Below are 17658 nucleotides of genomic sequence, written 5' to 3'. Positions count from 1 at the left end.
CGGCGCCCCGGCGCGTCAGGCGCCGGGGCGCTCCGCTGTCCGCTCGGTGACGACCTCGGTGGTCACCCGCTCGACGGTGACCTGGGTGCCGTCCTCCTCGAAGGAGACGGTGGTCAGCTGCAGCTTGATCCGGTCGCGCAGGCCCACCGGCGGCGCGTCACCACCGCAGCGGCGCCGGACCAGCGCCTTGAACTCCTGCTCGATGCCGAACTCGCGCAGGCAGGAGGAGCAGTCCTCGAGGTGCTCGGCGATCACCGCGCGGCGGGCGTCGTCGGTCTCGTGGTCGAGGAACTCGAAGACGTGCGTCAGGACGTCGTCGCAGGAGTTGATCTCGATCGGCTCACCGGCCGGACCGTGCTCGTGCGCGCTCACGAGTGGCTCGCCTCCTCCGAGGCGCCGGCCCGCACGAACCCGCGCTCGCGGGCGTAGTCGGCCAGCAGCTTCTGCAGCCCGCGCCGGCCGCGGTGCAGGCGGGACATCACCGTGCCGATGGGCGTGCCCATGATCTCGGCGATCTCCTTGTAGGCGAACCCCTCGACGTCGGCCAGGTAGACCGCCAGCCGGAAGTCCTCCGGCAGCTGCTGCAGCGCGTCCTTGATGTCGGAGTCGGGCAGGTGGTCCAGCGCCTCGATCTCCGCCGACCGCAGGCCGCTGGAGCTGTGCTCCTCCGCGGCGTAAAGCTGCCAGTCCTGCACCTGGTCGGTGGGGTACTGCTGCGGCTGCCGCTGCTTCTTGCGGTAGCTGTTGATGTAGGTGTTGGTCAGGATCCGGTACAGCCAGGCCTTGAGGTTGGTGCCCTCGGCGAACTGGTGGAACGCGGAGTAGGCCTTGACGAAGGTCTCCTGGACCAGGTCCTCGGCGTCGGCGGGGTTGCGGGTCATCCGCAGCGCGGCCGGGTACAGCTGGTCGAGGTAGGGCAGCGCGTCCCGCTCGAACCGGGCGTCGCGCTCGGCGCGGGTCTCGGCGACCTCGGTCCGGCTGCCGCCCTCACGCGCCTCGGGCACCTCGACCGGCGCACCGGGCGCCGGGGTGGCCGTTCCGGTGGTGGTGTGCTCGTCCGTGGACTCCTCGGGCACAGACCGTCCTCTCTGCGGACCCCGGAGACGGGGCACCACATCGATCGATCCTAGCCGCGCGGCGTCGGGTCGGCCCGGGGGCCGACGGTGCGCGGCCCGCGGACGGGCGCTGGAGACGGTGCTGCTCACGGCCCGTGCAACCGGCGACCGGCGGGCTCGATTCCCGCTCCGCGCGGTCCACCGGGAATCCGGGTCCGCCTCCGCCGGAGGTCCGGCTACGCTCCCGCGCCGTGGCGGCGACCCCCGCGGTGAAGGCACTCGAGAAGGCACGGGTGGCGCACACCCTGCACCCCTACGACCCCGAGCACCCCGCGGACCAGGGGCACGGCGAGGCGGCGGTCGCCGCGCTCGGCTCCGATCCCCGCCAGGTGTTCAAGACGCTGGTCACGCGGGTGGACGGCACGCTCACCGTCGCCGTCGTGCCGGTCAGCACCACCCTCGACCTCAAGGCGCTGGCGGCCGCGGCCGGCGGCCGCAAGGCGGCCATGGCCGATCCGGCCGACGCCGAGCGGACGACCGGCTACGTGCTCGGCGGCATCAGCCCGCTGGGACAGCGCAAGACCCTGCCGACCGTGGTGGACGAGTCGGCCATGACCTTTCCCACGGTCATGGTCAGCGCCGGCCGGCGGGGGCTGCAGGTGGAGCTGGCCCCGGCCGACCTCGTGCGGCTCACCCGCGCCCGGACCGCGCCGATCGGCCGCTGAGCGACCGGCGGCCGGGACGACCCGGACCGGTCAGCGGCCGGAGACGGTGAGCAGCTGGTCGACCGGCGCGTGGTCGTCGGTGAGGACGACGGCGTCGCCGATGAACGCGGCCAGCTCGGCGCCCTCGGCGACCCGGTAGTCCGAGCCCTGCTCCGCCAGCGCCGCGGTGATCTCCGCCAGCGGCAGCGGCTGCTGGGAGGCGACCGCCACCACGTTGCCGCCGGCCTCGCCCGCCAGCACCTGGTCGCGGGCCAGAAGCACGACGTGCGCGAACACCTCCTGGAGGGTGGCCAGCTCGGCGCGGACGAAGTCCATCGGCGGGCGGTCGATCAGGTTGGCCGCGTAGACGCCGTCGTCGGCCAGCGCGTCGTCGACCAGCTGCATCGCCTCCACCGTGGTCAGCTGCCACGGCACCGACAGCCCGCCGAAGGCATCGCCGACCACCAGGTCGCGCTGCCCCGCGGGCTCGTCGGCCAGCCCCACCCGGGCGTCGACGACCCGCACGGCGAGCTCGTCGGAGGTCTCCAGCCCCAGCTGCTCGCGGTCGATGTCGACCACGCCCGGGTCCACCTCGAACACCAGGCTCTCCGTGCCGGGACGGACCTCGGCGAGGTAGCGCGGCAGCGTCAGCCCGCCACCGCCCAGGTGCAGCGCGGACAGCGGCCCGCCCTCGGGCGGCAGCGCGTCGCTGACCGCGGCCAGCGCCTGGACGTAGGCCAGCTCGAGGTGGGTCGGGTCCGCCAGGTCGACGTAGGAGTGCCGGAGGGTGTCGAGCATCAGCACCCGGCCGGTCTCCCGGTCGGGGTCGGCGAGCACGCGGGCGCAGTGGTAGCCGGTCTCCGCCTCGCACGGCGTCGGCGCGACGGCGGCCAGCCCGGCCCCGACGACGGCGAGCACCAGGAGCGCGGCCGGCACCCGGCCTCCGCTGCCGGAGGTGCGGCGCCGCAGCAGCAGGCCCACGACCACCCCGGCGACGACGGTGACCACGCCGGTGCCCACGAGGATGCCGCTGGTCGGGAACAGCGCGACCAGCACGAAGCCGGTGACGAAGGTGGCGGCGATCCCGCCGAGGGTGCCGATGCCCGAGAGCTTGCCGACGACGGCGCCGGTCTCGGCGAGGTCGGACAGCTGCAGCTTGACCACCATCGGCGGCACGGCCGACAGCAGCGCCGCGGGCACCACCACCGCGACGAACGCCAGCAGCAGCACGCTGCCGGCGTCGGCCCCGGTGAACAGCGACCCGGCGAAGCGGACCAGCGGGAGGACGGCGATCACCAGCGCCCCGCCGGCGACCAGCAGCGGGGCGATCAGCCGCCGCGGATCGGTGCGGTCGGCGACCACGCCACCGGCGTAGGCGCCCATCGCGATGGCGGCCAGCGCGAAGCCGATGACCGCGGTGTTGGTCTGCAGGGTGATGCCGACGTACGGCGCGATCAGCCGCAGCCCGGCGATCTCCATGACGAGCACCGCGCCGGAGCTGAGGAAGGTGACCAGCGCGGCCACCCAGTTGGGCAGCGCGACGGGCACGGGGGACGGCGCGGGCACCGGGGCGGCCTCGCTCGAGGTCTGCTCCGCCACGTCAGAACAGCGCCGGCTGGTCGGCGGGCTCGCTGACCGACTCGGTGCGCTCGAGCAGCTGCGCGCCGTTGTTGGCCACGTTGTTCACCGCGGGGCTGACCGGCCGCAGCTCCAGCTGCTCCACCAGCTCCGGTGGGGTCGGGGCGGCCAGCGCGGCGACGTCCTCCCGGGCCGGGTCCAGCCACTCGGCCCACCGGTCGCGCGGCAGCACCAGCGGCATCCGGTCGTGGATCTCGGTGAGCGCGCCGGTGGCGGGGGCGGTGACCACGGTGCAGGTGTAGAGCCGGTCCTCCCCCTGCCCCCACACCTCCCAGAGGCCGGCGAAGGCGAGCACCGAGCCGTCCTGCGGGGTGATGTAGTACGGCTGCTTGCCCGGCCGGTCCAGCCGCTTGGCCCACTCGTACCAGCCGTCGGCCGGCACCAGGCACCGCCGGGAGGCCGCGGCCCGGCGGAAGGCGGGCTTGTCGGCCAGGGACTCCACGCGGGCGTTGAGCATCCGGTTGCCGATCGAGACGTCCTTGGCCCAGGAGGGCACCAGACCCCAGCGCACGACGCGCAGCTCCCGGTGCCCGGCACCGGTGGGGCGGCCCTCGGGATCGCGCTCCTTCTTCCACCGGACGACGTGGACGTCCTTGGTCGGCGCGACGTTGTAGTCGGCCGGCAGCGGTGGCTGCCCCTCGGCCGGCACCGCCTCGAACTCGACCACGAGGTCCTCGGGGCGGCGGCTGGCCGCGTACCGACCGCACATGGGGGTCCTCCCGTTCTCCGGACGGCTGTCCCCACGACTCTAGGTGCGGGGACCGACGGGCCCCGCGACGCGTGGCGTCCGCCCGCGGGGGTAGGGCCGGATGTCGGGAAGCCGTACCGAGAGACGAGGATCACCGCGTGACCGCGACGCAGAACCCCCCGCACGAGCACCCGAAGACCGCCAGCGACTCCGGCGAGCGCCGCTACGCGACGGTCAACCCCTTCACCGGGCAGACCGAGAAGGAGTTCGACTTCACGCCGACCGAGGCCATCGACGGCATCGTCGCCACTGCCCACGCCGCCTACCAGGAGTGGCGGCAGCGCTCCGTCGAGGACCGCGCCGCCGTCGTCCGCCGGGCCGCGGAGCTGATGGACGAGCGCCGCGACGAGCTCGCCGCGCTGATCACCACGGAGATGGGCAAGCGCCGGGAGGAGGCCGCCGGCGAGGTCTACCTCTGCTCGATGATCCTCAAGTACTACGCCGACAACGGCCCGGCGTTCCTCGAGCCCAAGCAGATCACCCCGCTCATGGGCAAGGGCGAGGCCGTCGTCGAGACCGCGCCGATCGGCGTCCTGCTGGCCATCGAGCCGTGGAACTACCCCTACTACCAGGTGGTCCGGGTCATCGGCCCCAACCTGGTGCTGGGCAACACCGTCATCCTCAAGCACGCCGAGAGCACCCCGCAGTGCGCCGTCGCCATCGAGCAGGTGCTCCGCGACGCCGGCGCGCCCGAGGGCGTCTTCACCAACACGTTCCTGCGCATCGCCGACATCGAGCAGGTCATCGCCGACCCGCGGATCCAGGGCGTCACCCTGACCGGCAGCGAGCGGGCCGGCAGCGCCGTCGGCGCCCTGGCCGGCAAGCACCTGAAGAAGTCGGTGCTCGAGCTCGGCGGCAGCGACCCGTTCATCGTGCTCGACGCCGAGGACATGGCGGCCACCGTCAAGGCCGCCACCTCCGGCCGCATGCAGAACACCGGCCAGGCGTGCACCGCCTCCAAGCGGCTGATCGTGACCGAGGAGCTCTTCGAGCCCTTCGTCGAGGGCCTCAAGCAGGCCTTCAGCACCTTCACCCCCGGCGATCCGGCCGACCCGTCGACGTCGCTGGCGCCGCTGTCGAGCGAGCGGGCCGCCCAGGACCTGCACGCCCAGATCCAGGACGCCATCGACAAGGGCGCCACCGTCGTCGCCGGCGGCAAGCGCCCCGACCACCCGGGGGCGTTCGTCGAGGCCACCGTCCTCACCGACGTGACCCCGGAGATGCGGGCCTACCGCGAGGAACTGTTCGGTCCCGCCGCCGTCGTCTACAAGGTCAAGGACGCCGAGGAGGCCATCGCGCTGGCCAACGACAGCGACTACGGCCTGGGCGCCACCGTGATGAGCAGCGACCTCGACCGCGCGCGGGCGGTGGCCGACCGGCTCGAGGCCGGCATGGTCTGGATCAACCAGCCGACCGGCTCCTCCCCCGAGCTGCCCTTCGGCGGCGTGAAGCGCTCCGGCTACGGCCGCGAGCTCTCCGAGCTGGCCATGTTCGAGTTCGCCAACCGGCGGCTGGTGCGCACCCTGCCGGCCAAGAAGGCCAGCAAGCCCATCAGCGGCTGAGCAGCGGCGGTGCGGCGCTCGGGCAGGATGTCCCCGTGACAGATGTCTGGTCGGCGCCGCACCGCCCGACGCCGGTCGACGCCGTCGTCGCCCTGCCCGGCTCGAAGTCGATCACCGCGCGGGCGCTGGTGCTGGCCGCGCTGTCCGACGGGCCCAGCCGCCTGGTGCGCCCGCTGCGGGCCCGCGACACCGAGCTCATGGCCGCCGGGCTGCTGGCGCTCGGCGTCGCGATCGAGGACGACGGCGCGGACTGGCTGGTCACCCCCGGCGCCCTGCACGGCCCGGCCGAGGTGGACGCCGGCCTGGCCGGCACCGTGCTGCGCTTCCTCCCGCCGGTCGCCGCGCTGGCCACCGGCGACGTCCGGCTCGACGGCGACCCGCGGCTGCGGGAGCGGCCCAACGCCGGGCTGATCGCGGCGCTGCGCGCCCTGGGCGTCGAGGTGGAGGACGGCGGCCGGGGGCGTGCCCCGTTCACCGTGCACGGCACCGGCGGGGTGCGCGGCGGCGCGGTCGCCGTCGACGCGACCGAGAGCTCCCAGATCGTCTCCGGGCTGCTGCTGGCCGCCGCCCGCTTCGACGAGGGCCTGGACCTCTCGCTGGCCGGCGGGCTGCCCTCGATGCCGCACGTGGAGATGACCGTGACCGCCCTCGGCGAGCACGGCGTCGAGGTCACCCCGACCGAGCGCGGCTGGCGGGTCGCCCCCGGCCCGGTCCGCGCGCTGGACCGTGTGGTCGAGCCCGACCTGTCCAACGCCGCGCCGTTCCTCGCGGCGGCACTGGTGACCGGGGGCCGGGTGACCGTGCCCGACTGGCCGGAGCGCACCACCCAGCCCGGCGCCCAGCTCGACCGCTTCCTCACCGACATGGGCGCGACGGTGGTCCGCACGCCGGAGGGGCTGCAGGTCACCGGCTCGGGCGGGATCCGGCCGCTGGTCGCCGACCTCGGGGCCGTCGGGGAGCTGACCCCGGTGCTGGCCGCGCTGTGCGCGCTGGCCGACGGGCCGTCCCGGCTGACCGGCATCGGGCACCTGCGCGGGCACGAGACCGACCGGCTGCAGGCGCTCGACGAGGTGCTCGGCGCCGTCGGCGCGCGGGTCGAGCAGCTGCCCGACGGGCTGGTCGTCGAACCCGGGCCGCTGCGGCCGGCCGTCGTCGACTCCTACGCCGACCACCGGATGGTCATGGCCGCCGCCGTCCTCGGCCTGGCCGTCGACGGCGTGCGGGTGACCGGGCCGGAGGCGGTGACCAAGACGCTGCCGGACTTCCGGGAGCGCTGGGCGGCGATGCTGGCGACGACCGCGGGGGTGGCGCCCTGAGCCGCCGGCACGACAGCCGGTCGGACGAGGACGACGTCCGGGTCCGGCCCAGCCGGCGCGGTTCCCGGCCGCGCACACGCACCCGGCCGGCGCACGAGGACGCCGTCCCCGGGCTGGTGGTCGCCGTCGACCGCGGCCGGATGCAGGTGCGCATCGAGGGTCCGGACGGCGCTCCGCTCGAGGTGACCGCGATGCGCGCCCGCGAGCTCGGCCGGCACGGCGTCGTCGTCGGCGACCGGGTGCGGCTGGTCGGCGACACCAGCGGCCGCCCGGACACCCTGGCCCGCATCGTCGTCATCGAGGACCGTTCCACGTCGCTGCGGCGCACCGCCGACGACACCGACCCCGCCGAGCGGGTGGTCGTGGCCAACGCCGACCAGCTGGTGGTGGTCACCGCGGTGACCGACCCCGATCCCGCGCTGGGCTTCCTCGACCGCTGCCTGGTGGCCGCCTACGCCGGTGGCCTGGAGCCGCTGCTCTGCCTCACCAAGACCGACCTGGCCAGTCCCCAGCCGCTGCTCGACCGGTACGCCGGCCTCGACGTCGAGGCGGTGCCGATGTCGCGCGAGGCGCCGCTGGACGAGCTGCTGGAGCGGCTGTCCGGCCGGATGAGCGTGCTGGTGGGTCAGTCCGGTGTCGGCAAGTCGACCCTGGTCAACCGGCTGGTGCCCGACGCCTTCCGCGCCACGGGCGACGTGAGCAAGATCGGCAAGGGCCGGCACACGTCGTCCTCGGCGGTGCTGCTGGACCTCCCCGCTGGCGGCACGGTGATCGACACCCCGGGCATCCGCTCCTTCGGGCTGGCGCACGTGACCGCCGACGACGTCCTCGTGCCCTTCGACGAGATCGCCGAGGCGGCCACCGAGTGCCCGCCCGGCTGCGGGCACACCGCCGAGGACCCGGACTGCGCGCTCGACGCGTGGGCGGCCGCGGGCCCGCCGGGCCGGGGGGTGCAGCTGGCCGCGGTGCGGGTGCTGCTGGCCGCGGTGGGGCAGGTCGGCCCGGGCTACTGACCTGCCTCAGCCGGCCGGCACCCCGAACGGGCCGGGCCCCCACGGGGAGACGAACAGGGCGTCGTCCATCGGCTCGTCGACGGCCTCGATCCGCAGGTCGTGCCCGTCGCCGGCGAACGTCCCGCCGATCGCCTCGGTCCACACGCAGACCCCCGTCCCCACGTCCAGCCGGACGAGGTGCTCGCCGGGGTACTCCGCCTCGGGCGCGTCGGCACCCCACTCGGCGCGGTCGACCTCGGCCGAGCGCAGCAGCGGGCAGCAGCCGCAGCGGGGCTCGTAGGCCGGCGTCGTCCGGACCAGGGCCTCCCAGGCCGGCCGGCCCCAGTGCTCGACCTCGCGGAGGGACAGGTACTCCAGCGGTTCCGCGCCCGCGTCCGGGCGGGGGTCGGCGAGCTCGGCCGGGTCGAGCATCGCCACCCACCGGTAGTCCTGGTACAGCGGGTCGTCGAGCGCGACGCCGTCGGGCCGCTCCCCCACCAGCCCGTCGGGCCGCAGCACCGGGGGCGGGCCCTCCGCCGGCCAGGGCAGCGCCGCGGTGCGGGACCCGCCGGGCGAGAGCAGGCCCACCACCTGCGGGCCCTCGCGCCCGGCCTGCAGCACCTGCCCCGCCGCGTCCTCGACCCGCAGGGCGCCCGGCCGGCGCAGCCACGCCCGCACCGGCGGGCTCCAGGCCCGTCCGGACCGGCGGCGCTCGGTGAACCGCAGCGTCGCGAACCGCCACGGCGAGGACCGCGCGAGCGCGGCGAAGGCGTCGGGGGTCGGCGTGGGCGTGGGCACCGGCCGATGATGGGCGGCCGCCGGCCCCGGCGCGAACGCCTTTCGCGCGCGAAGGGCTAGACGTCCACCCAGCCTCCGCTGCGCCAGTACAGCCCGGCCTCGCGCGACAGCAGCCCGCCGTCGACCAGGTACCGGCGCAGCGCCGCGGTGTCGGGGTGCCAGACCGCCAGCAGCGCGTTGACCTCGCGCTCGGGATAGCGGACGCCGACGTCGAACACCCGCACCAGGTGCTCGAGCACGATCCGCCGCTTGGCCGCCTGCGCCGGGATCGACACCAGCCGGCCGTCCCGCACGAACGCCCCGAGGACGGCGGCCTCGGCCGGGTCGTCGGACAGCGGCTCGGGTGCCGGCGCGGCCTCCGCGGCGGCCCGGGCGGCGGCACCGAACCGGTCGGCGAGCAGCTCGAGGACGTGCCCGTCGCGACGCACCAGGCCGCCACGCGCCAGCCGCCGCGCGGCGAGCGCGACCTCCTTGAGCCCGAGCCCCGAGGCCGCGGCGACCTCCTCGATGGTGCCGGCGCCGAGCGCGAGCGCGGCCACGACCTTCAGGCGTACGGGGTCGGCGAGCAGCCCCACGATCGTCGCGGCGTCCACGTCGGACGACGGTATCCGCGCATCGCCGCGCCCGGCCGGGGGTAGCCCCGCGTCATGGTGAGCCCCATCGACATCCAGAAGGCCCTGAGCGGCATGGACTACCCGGCCAGCAAGGAGCAGATCGTCTCGCACGCGGAGTCCAACGGCGGGGGGAAGGACGTCCTCGAGGCGCTGAAGGGCATCGAGGACCGCGAGTACGAGGGGCCCAGCGGGGTCAGTTCCGCGGTCTTCGACTGACCGCCCGCTAGGTTCGGTGCCCATGACACCGGGCCGGGACTACACCGGGGACATGCACCTCGCCCACGTGCTGGCCGACCAGGCGGACTCCATCAGCCTGGACCGGTTCCGGGCGCAGGACCTCCAGGTCGACACCAAGCCGGACCTCACGCCGGTGACCGACGCCGACCGCGCCGTGGAGGAGCAGCTCCGGATCACCCTGGCGCGGGCCCGCACCCGCGACGCCGTCCTCGGCGAGGAGATGGGGACGACGGGGCACGGGCCGCGCCGGTGGGTGCTCGACCCGATCGACGGCACCAAGAACTTCGTCCGCGGGGTGCCCGTGTGGGCCACCCTGATCGCGCTGTTCGACGGTGACGAGCCGGTGGTGGGGCTGGTGTCGGCGCCGGCGCTCAACCGCCGCTGGTGGGCGGCCAAGGGCGTCGGCGCGTGGACCGGCCGCCGGCTGGAGTCGGCCACCCGCTGCCGGGTCTCCCAGGTCGGCGCGCTGGCCGACGCGAGCCTGTCGTACTCGAGCCTGTCGGGCTGGGAGGAGCGGGGCCTGCTCGACGGCTTCCTCGACCTCACCCGCGCGGTCTGGCGCACCCGTGCCTACGGCGACTTCTGGAGCTACGTGCTGCTCGCCGAGGGTGCGGTCGACCTGGCCTGCGAGCCCGAGGTGTCGGTGTGGGACCTCGCCGCCCTCGACGTCATCGTGCGCGAGGCCGGCGGCACCTTCACCGACGTGAGCGGCGCCCCCGGGCCGGCCGGGGGCAGCGCGCTGGCCAGCAACGGCCTCCTGCACGACGCCGCGCTGGGCCACCTGCGACCGCGCCAGGACTGAGCACGGACGACGGCGGCGCCGCTCCCCGCAGCGGAACGGCGCCGCCGTCGGTCGTCCGCGTCAGTGCGTGGGCCGGCCGCCCCGGTTGATGAACCGGCCGCGCAGCTGCTCGACCTTGGCCCGGGTCTTCGGGTCGCGGGCCATCTGCTGGGCCCGCGCGGTCACCTGGCGCAGGGCCTGCTGGCCCTTGGGGGACCGCGCGAACTGCGCGACCTTGTTGATGATCGACGACGCCGCCGCCATGCCGTTCCTCCTCGCACCCGGGCGGAGCCATCGGTGCGGCTCCGCTCTCCCGATCAACGGTCGCAGCCCGGGCGCCGTTCCGCGCGGCGGGGCTCGACCGTCCGCCCGGGCGCCCGGGCCGGCTCGAGCACGACGCCGGTGCCCCGGGCGGCCAGCAGCGCGGCTCCGGTGGCCGAGGCGCTGCGCAGCGGCAGGTACCGCACCGGCGTCCCGAGGGCGTCGGCGAGCGCCTGCTGCACCACCGGCGGCCGGCCGCCGCCCCCGGTGAGGACGACGCCGTCCTCCCCCGCCGCGCCGAGCAGCCCCGCGGCGGCCGCCACCGCGGTCACGACCCCCTCGACCGCCGACCGGGCGAGGTCGGCTCGGGTGGTCGTGGCCGACAGCCCGCTCCAGCCGCCGCGGTCGTCGGGCCCGGCCACCCCGCCGCGCTCGCCGGTGAGGAACGGCCGGAACCGCACACCCCCGGCGCCCGGGGCCGCGGACGCGGCGGCCGCGAACAGCTCCGCCTCGGTCAGGCCGAGCACGCCGGCCACCCACGACCAGGCCAGCCCCGCGTTCTGCAGCGCCGCCATCGCGTACCAGCCGCCCTCGGCGTCGGCGTAGCCGTGCACCGGCGGGTCGTCGGCCGGCGCCGGCGTCCAGCCCGGCCGCAGCACCTGCGCGCCGCTGCCGAGGTTCACCTGGAGCCCTCCGCGCACCCCGGCGGCGAGCAGCGCGAGCGGGGTGTCCGCGCCACCGACCACGACCGGCACCTCCCCGACCGGCAGCGCGGCGACGCCGGACGGCTCGTCGGAGGGCCGCACCCGCGGCAGCAGCCGGGCGGGCACCCCCGCGGCCGCGACCGCCGCGGCCGACCAGTCGTCGGCGGGGAGGTCCCAGAGCAGGGTCGCCGAGGCGTCGCTGCGGTCGGTGACCGCCGGGTCGGCGCCGGGCAGCAGGGTGACGCGCAGGGCGTCCTTGGGCAGCAGGACGGCGGCGGCCCGGTCGACGACGTCCGGCCGGTGCGCGGCCAGCCAGGCGAGCACCGGACCGGTCATCCCGGGCACCAGCGGGTTGGCCAGCGCGGCGCGGTCGGCCGCGGGCAGCGCCCGCCAGCGGCCGACCTCGGCGGTGGCGCGGGTGTCGGGCCAGAGCACCGCCGGGCCGAGCGCGGCGCCGGCCGCGTCGACCAGCACGGTGCCGTGCATCTGCCCGGACAGCCCCAGCCCGGCCACCCGCGTGGCGCGCAGCGCCGGCGCCACCTCGGCCAGCGCGGCGTCGAACGCGGTGCGCCAGACGCCGACGTCCCCCTCGGCGCGGCCGGGTCCCGGCCGGCTGACGGGATAGCCGGCCTCGGCCTCCGCGGCGGTGCGGCCGTCCTCGTCGAGGGCGACCAGCTTCAGCCCGCTGGTGCCGAGGTCGGCGCCGAGCCAGACGTCGGCCACGACCTCAGCGGCCGGTGCCGTGCGCGGTGCCCCCGGCGCGGCCGTTGCGGTCGGCCAGCAGCCCGGCGAGCGTGCTGAGCGCGATCTCGGCCGGCGCCCGGGAGCCGATGTCCAGCCCGATCGGCCGGTGCACCCGTGCCACCTCCTCCGGCGGCACGCCGAGCGCGGCCAGCGCCGCCACGTGCGGGCCCTCGTGCCGCGGGTTGCCCATGACGCCCACCCAGCGCACCGGGCGGGCGAGGGCGTCGCGCAGCACCTCGCCCAGCTCGGGCCGGTGGTGGTCGGTCACCACGACGTCGGCGAGGGCGAGATCCAGCCGGTCGTCGAGCTCGGCGAACCCCGCCACCGCGCCGGCCGGGCGGTCGGCCGCCGGGTCCAGCAGCGCGGTGCGGTAGCCCAGCTCCGGAGCCCAGCGCAGCAGCACCTCGGCCACCGGCGAGGCGAAGACGGCGACCAGCACGCGGTCCGGCGTCGGGTCGGCGGTCACGAGGCCCGCTCGGGGCTGTCGCCGTAGGTGTAGGCGGCGTCGGGGTACCGGCTGCCGACCGGCGGCGGCACGATCTCGGCCAGCCGGGCGAGGTCGTCGGCGGAGAGCTCGACCGCGACCGCGCCGACGTTCTCCTCCAGGTAGCGGCGGCGCTTGGTGCCGGGGATCGGCACGACGTCGTCCCCCTGCGCGAGCACCCAGGCCAGCGCGAGCTGGCCGGCGGTCACGCCCCGCTCCTCCGCCATCGACCGCACGGCGTCGACCAGGCGCAGGTTGGCGGTGAACGCCTCCCCGGTGAACCGCGGGGAGTTGCGCCGGAAGTCGTCCTCGCCGAAGTCCGCGGGGCTGGTGATGGCACCGGTGAGGAAACCGCGGCCCAGCGGGCTGAACGGCACGATGCCGATGCCGTGCTCGCGGGCCACGCCGAGCACCTCACCCTCGAGGTCGCGGGTCCACAGCGACCACTCGCTCTGCAGCGCCGCGATGGGGTGCACCGCGACCGCGCGGCGGATCGAGGCGGCGCTGGCCTCCGACAGGCCCAGGTACCGGACCTTGCCCTGCTGCACCAGCTCGGCCATCGCGCCGACGGTGTCCTCGATCGGCACCGTCCGGTCGACCCGGTGCTGGTAGTAGAGGTCGATGGTGTCCACGCCGAGCCGGCGCAGGCTGGCCTCGGCGCAGGCCCGCACGTTCTCCGGGCGGCCGTCGGTCACCATGCCGTCCGCGGTGCGGCGGAGGGAGAACTTGGTGGCCAGCTGCGCCTCGTCGCGGCGGCCGGCGATCGCCGCCCCGACCAGCTCCTCGTTGTGCCCGTCGCCGTAGACGTCGGCGGTGTCCAGGAAGGTGACGCCGAGCTCCAGCGCCCGGTGGACGGTCGCGATCGACTCGTCGCGGTCGGCGGTGCCGTAGGACTGGCTCATGCCCATGCAGCCCAGGCCGAGGGCGGAGACGGTCAGGCCGCCCCGGCCGAGGGTGCGGGTGCCGATTCCGGGATCCGAGGTCATGGCCGCATCCTTCCCCCCGGGACGCAGCGCGGGCCACCGCCGGTCTGGTGGGATGGAGCCGGGACGCCGGCCGTCGGTGTCCGCCGAGGAGGTCCCGTGCAGTACGCCGAGTCCGTCGTCGACCTGATCGGCGGGACGCCGCTCGTGCGGCTCCGCTCGGTCACCCGGGACCTGGGCCCGGACGCCCCGCTGGTGCTGGCCAAGGTCGAGTACCTCAACCCCGGCGGCTCGGTGAAGGACCGCATCGCCGTCCGCATGGTCGACGCGGCCGAGGCCAGCGGCGCCCTGCAGCCGGGCGGCACGATCGTGGAGCCGACCAGCGGCAACACCGGCATCGGCCTGGCCCTGGTCGCCCAGCAGCGCGGCTACCGCTGCGTCTTCGTCTGCCCCGACAAGGTCGGGCAGGAGAAGATCAACGTGCTCAAGGCCTACGGCGCCGAGGTGGTCGTCTGCCCGACCGCCGTCGACCCGGCCGATCCGCGCTCCTACTACTCGGTGTCCGACCGGCTGACCCGGGAGACGCCGGGCGCGTGGAAGCCCGACCAGTACTCGAACCCGGCCAACCCGCAGTCGCACTACGAGACGACCGGGCCGGAGATCTGGGCGCAGACCGAGGGCCGGGTGACGCACTTCGTCACCGGGGTCGGCACCGGCGGCACGATCAGCGGCATCGGCCGCTACCTGAAGGAGGCCTCCGGCGGGCGGGTGCAGGTCATCGGCGCCGACCCCGAGGGCTCGGTCTACTCCGGCGGCACCGGCCGGCCCTACCTGGTCGAGGGCGTCGGCGAGGACTTCTGGCCCGACGCCTACGACCGCACCATCGCCGACGGCATCGTGGCCGTCTCCGACGGCGACTCCTTCGCGATGACCCGGCGGCTGGCCCGCGAGGAGGGTCTGCTGGTCGGCGGGTCCTGCGGCATGGCCGTCGCCGCGGCGCTGCGGGTGGCCGAGGGGCTGACCGCCGACGACGTCCTGGTGGTGCTGCTGCCCGACGGCGGCCGCGGGTACCTGAACAAGATCTTCAACGACACGTGGATGGCCGACTACGGCTTCCTCGACGTCACCTCCGGCACCACCGTCGGCGACCTGCTGCACACCAAGGGCGGCGAGACGCCGACCCTCGTGCACACGCACCCCAACGAGACGGTGCGCGACGCGATCGACATCCTGCGCGAGTACGGGGTCAGCCAGCTGCCGGTGGTGCGGGCCGAGCCGCCGGTGACCGCCGGTGAGGTGGTCGGCTCCGTCGACGAGAAGACGCTGCTCGACGCCCTGTTCGCCGGCCGCGCCTCGCTGGCCGACCGGGTGGAGAAGCACATGTCGCCGCCGCTGCCGATCATCGGCTCCGGCGAGCCGGTGACCGCCGCCGTCGCCGACCTCGGCGACGCCGACGCGCTGCTCGTGCACGTCGACGGCAAGCCCGCCGGCGTGGTGACCCGGCAGGACGTGCTCGGCCACCTCGCCGGCCACGTGCCCGGCAAGGTCGCCGGCGCCGCGCCTACGGTCGGGGCATGAGCGGCACCCCGGGCTTCAACACCCGCGCCATCCACGCCGGGCAGGAGCCCGACCCGGCGACCGGCGCGGTCATCGTCCCGCTGCACCTGACCACCACCTACAAGCAGGACGGCGTCGGGGGCCTGCGCGGCGGCTACGAGTACAGCCGCAGCGGAAACCCCACGCGCGACGCGCTGCACGAGGCGCTGGCCGCCCTGGAGCAGGGCACCCGCGGGCTGGCCTTCGCCTCGGGCCTGGCCGCCGAGGACACCCTGCTGCGGACCGTCTGCGAGCCCGGCAGCCACGTCGTGCTGGGTGGGGACGCCTACGGCGGCACCTACCGGCTGATCTCGAAGGTCGCCTCGCGGTGGGGCGTCGAGCACTCCCCCGCCGACCTCAACGACGCCGACGCCCTGCGCGCGGCGATCCGGCCGACCACGCGGGTGATCTGGTGCGAGACGCCGACCAACCCGCTGCTCAACATCGCCGACATCGCGCTCACCGCACAGATCGCGCACGAGGCCGGCGCGCTGCTCGTCGTCGACAACACCTTCGCCTCGCCCTACCTGCAGCAGCCCCTGACCCTCGGCGCGGACGTCGTCGTCCACTCGACGACGAAGTACCTGGGCGGCCACTCCGACGTCGTCGGCGGCGCGCTGGTCGTCCGCGACGAGGAGCTCGGCGAGCGGCTGGCCTTCTCCCACAACGCCATGGGCGCGGTCGCCTCGCCGTTCGACTCGTGGCTGGTGCTGCGGGGGCTGAAGACGCTCGGCGTCCGCATGGACCGGCACCAGGCCAACGCCGCCCGGATCGCCGAGTACCTGTCCTCCCGCGACGACGTCTCCGCCGTCCTCTACCCCGGCCTGCCCGGCCATCCGGGGCACGAGATCGCCGCCCGGCAGATGTCCGGCTCCGGCGGCATGCTCTCGTTCCGCCTGGCCGGCGGCGAGGAGGCGGCGCTGCGGGTCTGCGAGCGGGCGCAGCTGTTCACCCTCGCGGAGTCCCTCGGCGGCGTGGAGTCGCTGATCGAGCACCCGGCGCGGATGACGCACGCCAGCGCGGCCGGGTCGCCGCTGGAGGTGCCGGCCGACCTCGTCCGGCTGTCGGTCGGCATCGAGGACGTCGACGACCTGCTGGCCGACCTGGAGCAGGCGCTGGCCTGACGGTGCTCAGCCGGGCAGCCGCGCCGGCAGCCGCTTGAGGCCGTTGACGAACGAGGAGGCCAGCCGGCGTGGCGGGCCGGCCACCTCGAGGTCGGGCAGCTGGTCGAACAGCGCCCGGAAGGTCACCTGGAGCTCGCGGCGGGCCAGGTGCGCGCCGAGGCAGAAGTGCGGTCCCCGGCCGCCGAAGCCCACGTGCGGGTTGGGGTCGCGGCCGACGTCGAAGCGGTGGGGGTCGGCGAACACCGCCGGATCCCGGTTGGCCGCGGCGTAGAACAGCAGGAACTTGTCACCGGCGGCGAAGCGGTGGCCGGAGATCTCGCCGTCGCAGGTGGCGGTGCGCCGCATCCACGTGACGGGGCTGACCCAGCGGACCACCTCCTCCACGCCGGTGCGGTCCAGGGCGGGGTCCGCGGCCCACCGCGCGCGCTGGTCGGGGTGCTCGGCGAGCGCCAGCACGCCCTGGGAGATGGCGTTGCGGGTGGTCTCGTTGCCGGCCACCAGCAGCAGGATGAAGAACGAGGCGATCTCCTGGGAGGACAGCCGCGCCCCGTCGACCTCCGACCGGACCAGCGCGGTGGTGAGGTCGTCGCGGGGCTCCGCGGCGCGCTCGGCGGCGAGCCGTTCCATGAGCGCGGCCATCTCCATGCCGGCGGTGAGGAAGGCGGTGAGCGGGTCGCCGTCCTCGATCAGCTCGGGGTCCCCGCCGGACAGGATCACCGTCGAGTGCGCCAGCACCGCCGCGCGGTCGGCCTCCGGGACGCCCATCATGTCGCAGATGACCCGCAGCGGGATGGGCGCGGCGATGTCGGCGACGACGTCGATCCAGCCGTCGCCCGTCGCCGCCTTCGCCCGCGCCGCCGCCAGGACGTCGTCGACGACGGCGCGCACCGAGTCCAGCGTCCGCTCCAGCATCCGCGGCGTGAACGTCTTCGCCACGATCCGGCGGATCCCCGCGTGCCGCGGGTCGTCCATGCTGATCAGCGAGCCGTAGAACTCGTTGAGGTCGGCGGGCACGTCCTGGATGGACACCGCGCCCCGGCCGGAGCAGAAGAGCCCGGGCTGCGAGCTGATCGCGTCCAGGTCGGCGTACCGGGTGACCGCCACGTACCCCGGGCCGGCCGGCAGACCGGGGAGCTCGGGCTCGGCGAAGAAGGCGAACGGCCGCTCGCTGCGCAGCCGGTCGAACGCCGCGTGCCGGTACTCCGGCGGTGTGATCCACCAGAACCGGTCGGAGAGGTCCACGCCCGCCAGGTCCACGCTCGCCAGGTCCACGCCTGCCGGGTCCACCGCACCGGGGTCAGCACCGGCCGGGGGCACTGCATCGACGGTCACGGGCGGGCTCCCTCGTCGGGCGGCGGGCGGTGACCGCACCGTAGA

Annotated in this window: 19 protein-coding genes; 8 read left to right on the top strand and 11 right to left on the bottom strand. The window is 75.5% G+C overall.

Translation table 11 applies throughout. The annotated features are described in order from the left end of the window. Positions 1–15: 15 nt before the first annotated feature. Both rsrA and ACI79R_RS12230 read right to left on the bottom strand, forming a co-directional pair. Positions 16–372, bottom strand: a complete 357-nt coding sequence (gene rsrA, locus ACI79R_RS12235; RefSeq protein ID WP_456573896.1) for a mycothiol system anti-sigma-R factor — start codon at positions 370–372, stop codon at positions 16–18. Beyond that, positions 369–1076, bottom strand: a complete 708-nt coding sequence (locus tag ACI79R_RS12230) for a sigma-70 family RNA polymerase sigma factor (RefSeq protein ID WP_456573895.1) — start codon at positions 1074–1076, stop codon at positions 369–371. The genes rsrA and ACI79R_RS12230 overlap by 4 nt, the downstream gene beginning before the upstream one ends. 230 nt (positions 1077–1306) lie before the next feature. Between ACI79R_RS12230 and ybaK the strand changes: the two genes are divergently transcribed. Beyond that, positions 1307–1780, top strand: coding sequence for a Cys-tRNA(Pro) deacylase (gene ybaK, locus ACI79R_RS12225; protein ID WP_456573894.1), 474 nt, complete (start codon positions 1307–1309; stop codon positions 1778–1780). 30 nt (positions 1781–1810) lie between these two features. On the opposite strand, the gene ACI79R_RS12220 is transcribed toward ybaK, so the two are convergent. Together ACI79R_RS12220 and ACI79R_RS12215 are read right to left on the bottom strand one after the other, a co-directional pair. Beyond that, the gene (locus ACI79R_RS12220; protein WP_456573893.1) at positions 1811–3358 is read right to left on the bottom strand and encodes a fused MFS/spermidine synthase; all 1548 of its coding nucleotides are present in this window, start codon (positions 3356–3358) and stop codon (positions 1811–1813) included. A 1-nt stretch (position 3359) separates the two neighbouring features. Further along, entirely contained in the window at positions 3360–4106 is a 747-nt protein-coding gene (locus ACI79R_RS12215; protein WP_456573892.1) for an SOS response-associated peptidase, read from the bottom strand. A gap of 137 nt (positions 4107–4243) precedes the next feature. Here ACI79R_RS12215 and ACI79R_RS12210 point away from each other — a divergent pair, with 137 nt between their 5' ends. The 3 genes from ACI79R_RS12210 (at position 4244) to rsgA (ending at position 8036) form a co-directional block, all read left to right on the top strand. Further along, complete coding sequence (locus ACI79R_RS12210) at positions 4244–5707, top strand: NAD-dependent succinate-semialdehyde dehydrogenase (RefSeq protein WP_456573891.1); 1464 nt, start codon at positions 4244–4246, stop codon at positions 5705–5707. Positions 5708–5742: 35 nt separating this feature from the next. Then, positions 5743–7023, top strand: a complete 1281-nt coding sequence (gene aroA / locus ACI79R_RS12205; RefSeq protein ID WP_456573890.1) for a 3-phosphoshikimate 1-carboxyvinyltransferase — start codon at positions 5743–5745, stop codon at positions 7021–7023. Positions 7024–7139: 116 nt separating this feature from the next. Beyond that, the gene (gene rsgA / locus ACI79R_RS12200) at positions 7140–8036 is read left to right on the top strand and encodes a ribosome small subunit-dependent GTPase A (RefSeq protein WP_456573889.1); all 897 of its coding nucleotides are present in this window, start codon (positions 7140–7142) and stop codon (positions 8034–8036) included. A gap of 6 nt (positions 8037–8042) precedes the next feature. Here rsgA and ACI79R_RS12195 read toward each other — a convergent pair whose 3' ends face one another. Then, positions 8043–8813, bottom strand: a complete 771-nt coding sequence (locus tag ACI79R_RS12195; protein ID WP_456573888.1) for a hypothetical protein — start codon at positions 8811–8813, stop codon at positions 8043–8045. A gap of 56 nt (positions 8814–8869) precedes the next feature. After that, positions 8870–9406 carry a DUF2087 domain-containing protein gene (locus ACI79R_RS12190; protein WP_456573887.1) on the bottom strand — a complete coding sequence of 179 codons (537 nt, stop codon included), beginning with the start codon at positions 9404–9406 and terminating at the stop codon, positions 8870–8872. Positions 9407–9460: 54 nt separating this feature from the next. Between ACI79R_RS12190 and ACI79R_RS12185 the strand changes: the two genes are divergently transcribed. Both ACI79R_RS12185 and hisN read left to right on the top strand, forming a co-directional pair. Then, positions 9461–9643 (top strand): DUF2795 domain-containing protein, encoded by a 183-nt coding sequence (locus ACI79R_RS12185; protein WP_456573886.1) that lies wholly within the window; start codon positions 9461–9463, stop codon positions 9641–9643. Positions 9644–9665: 22 nt separating this feature from the next. Then, positions 9666–10466, top strand: a complete 801-nt coding sequence (gene hisN, locus ACI79R_RS12180) for a histidinol-phosphatase (protein ID WP_456573885.1) — start codon at positions 9666–9668, stop codon at positions 10464–10466. Between the two features lie 60 nt (positions 10467–10526). Here hisN and ACI79R_RS12175 read toward each other — a convergent pair whose 3' ends face one another. From ACI79R_RS12175 to ACI79R_RS12160, 4 genes are read right to left on the bottom strand one after another with little or no spacing between them, the layout of a single operon-like run. Then, the gene (locus ACI79R_RS12175; RefSeq protein WP_456573884.1) at positions 10527–10709 is read right to left on the bottom strand and encodes a hypothetical protein; all 183 of its coding nucleotides are present in this window, start codon (positions 10707–10709) and stop codon (positions 10527–10529) included. A 53-nt stretch (positions 10710–10762) separates the two neighbouring features. Then, positions 10763–12133 carry an FGGY family carbohydrate kinase gene (locus tag ACI79R_RS12170; protein ID WP_456573883.1) on the bottom strand — a complete coding sequence of 457 codons (1371 nt, stop codon included), beginning with the start codon at positions 12131–12133 and terminating at the stop codon, positions 10763–10765. Positions 12134–12137: 4 nt separating this feature from the next. Continuing rightward, on the bottom strand, positions 12138–12620 hold the full coding sequence (locus ACI79R_RS12165; RefSeq protein WP_456573882.1) for an XdhC family protein: 483 nt from the start codon (positions 12618–12620) through the stop codon (positions 12138–12140). Beyond that, positions 12617–13624 carry an aldo/keto reductase gene (locus tag ACI79R_RS12160; RefSeq protein ID WP_456573881.1) on the bottom strand — a complete coding sequence of 336 codons (1008 nt, stop codon included), beginning with the start codon at positions 13622–13624 and terminating at the stop codon, positions 12617–12619. The genes ACI79R_RS12165 and ACI79R_RS12160 overlap by 4 nt, the downstream gene beginning before the upstream one ends. Positions 13625–13720: 96 nt before the next feature. Between ACI79R_RS12160 and ACI79R_RS12155 the strand changes: the two genes are divergently transcribed. Further along, positions 13721–15139, top strand: a complete 1419-nt coding sequence (locus tag ACI79R_RS12155; protein WP_456573880.1) for a cystathionine beta-synthase — start codon at positions 13721–13723, stop codon at positions 15137–15139. Then, entirely contained in the window at positions 15136–16281 is a 1146-nt protein-coding gene (locus tag ACI79R_RS12150) for a cystathionine gamma-synthase (protein WP_456573879.1), read from the top strand. The genes ACI79R_RS12155 and ACI79R_RS12150 overlap by 4 nt, the downstream gene beginning before the upstream one ends. Before the next feature lie 6 nt (positions 16282–16287). On the opposite strand, the gene ACI79R_RS12145 is transcribed toward ACI79R_RS12150, so the two are convergent. Next, positions 16288–17613 carry a cytochrome P450 gene (locus tag ACI79R_RS12145; RefSeq protein ID WP_456573878.1) on the bottom strand — a complete coding sequence of 442 codons (1326 nt, stop codon included), beginning with the start codon at positions 17611–17613 and terminating at the stop codon, positions 16288–16290. Between the last annotated feature and the right edge of the window lie 45 nt (positions 17614–17658).

The organism is Blastococcus sp. SYSU D00820, from assembly GCF_054050695.1.
The sequence above is the reverse complement of the archived record's forward strand: the minus strand, read 5'-3'. Positions and strand labels throughout refer to the sequence as shown.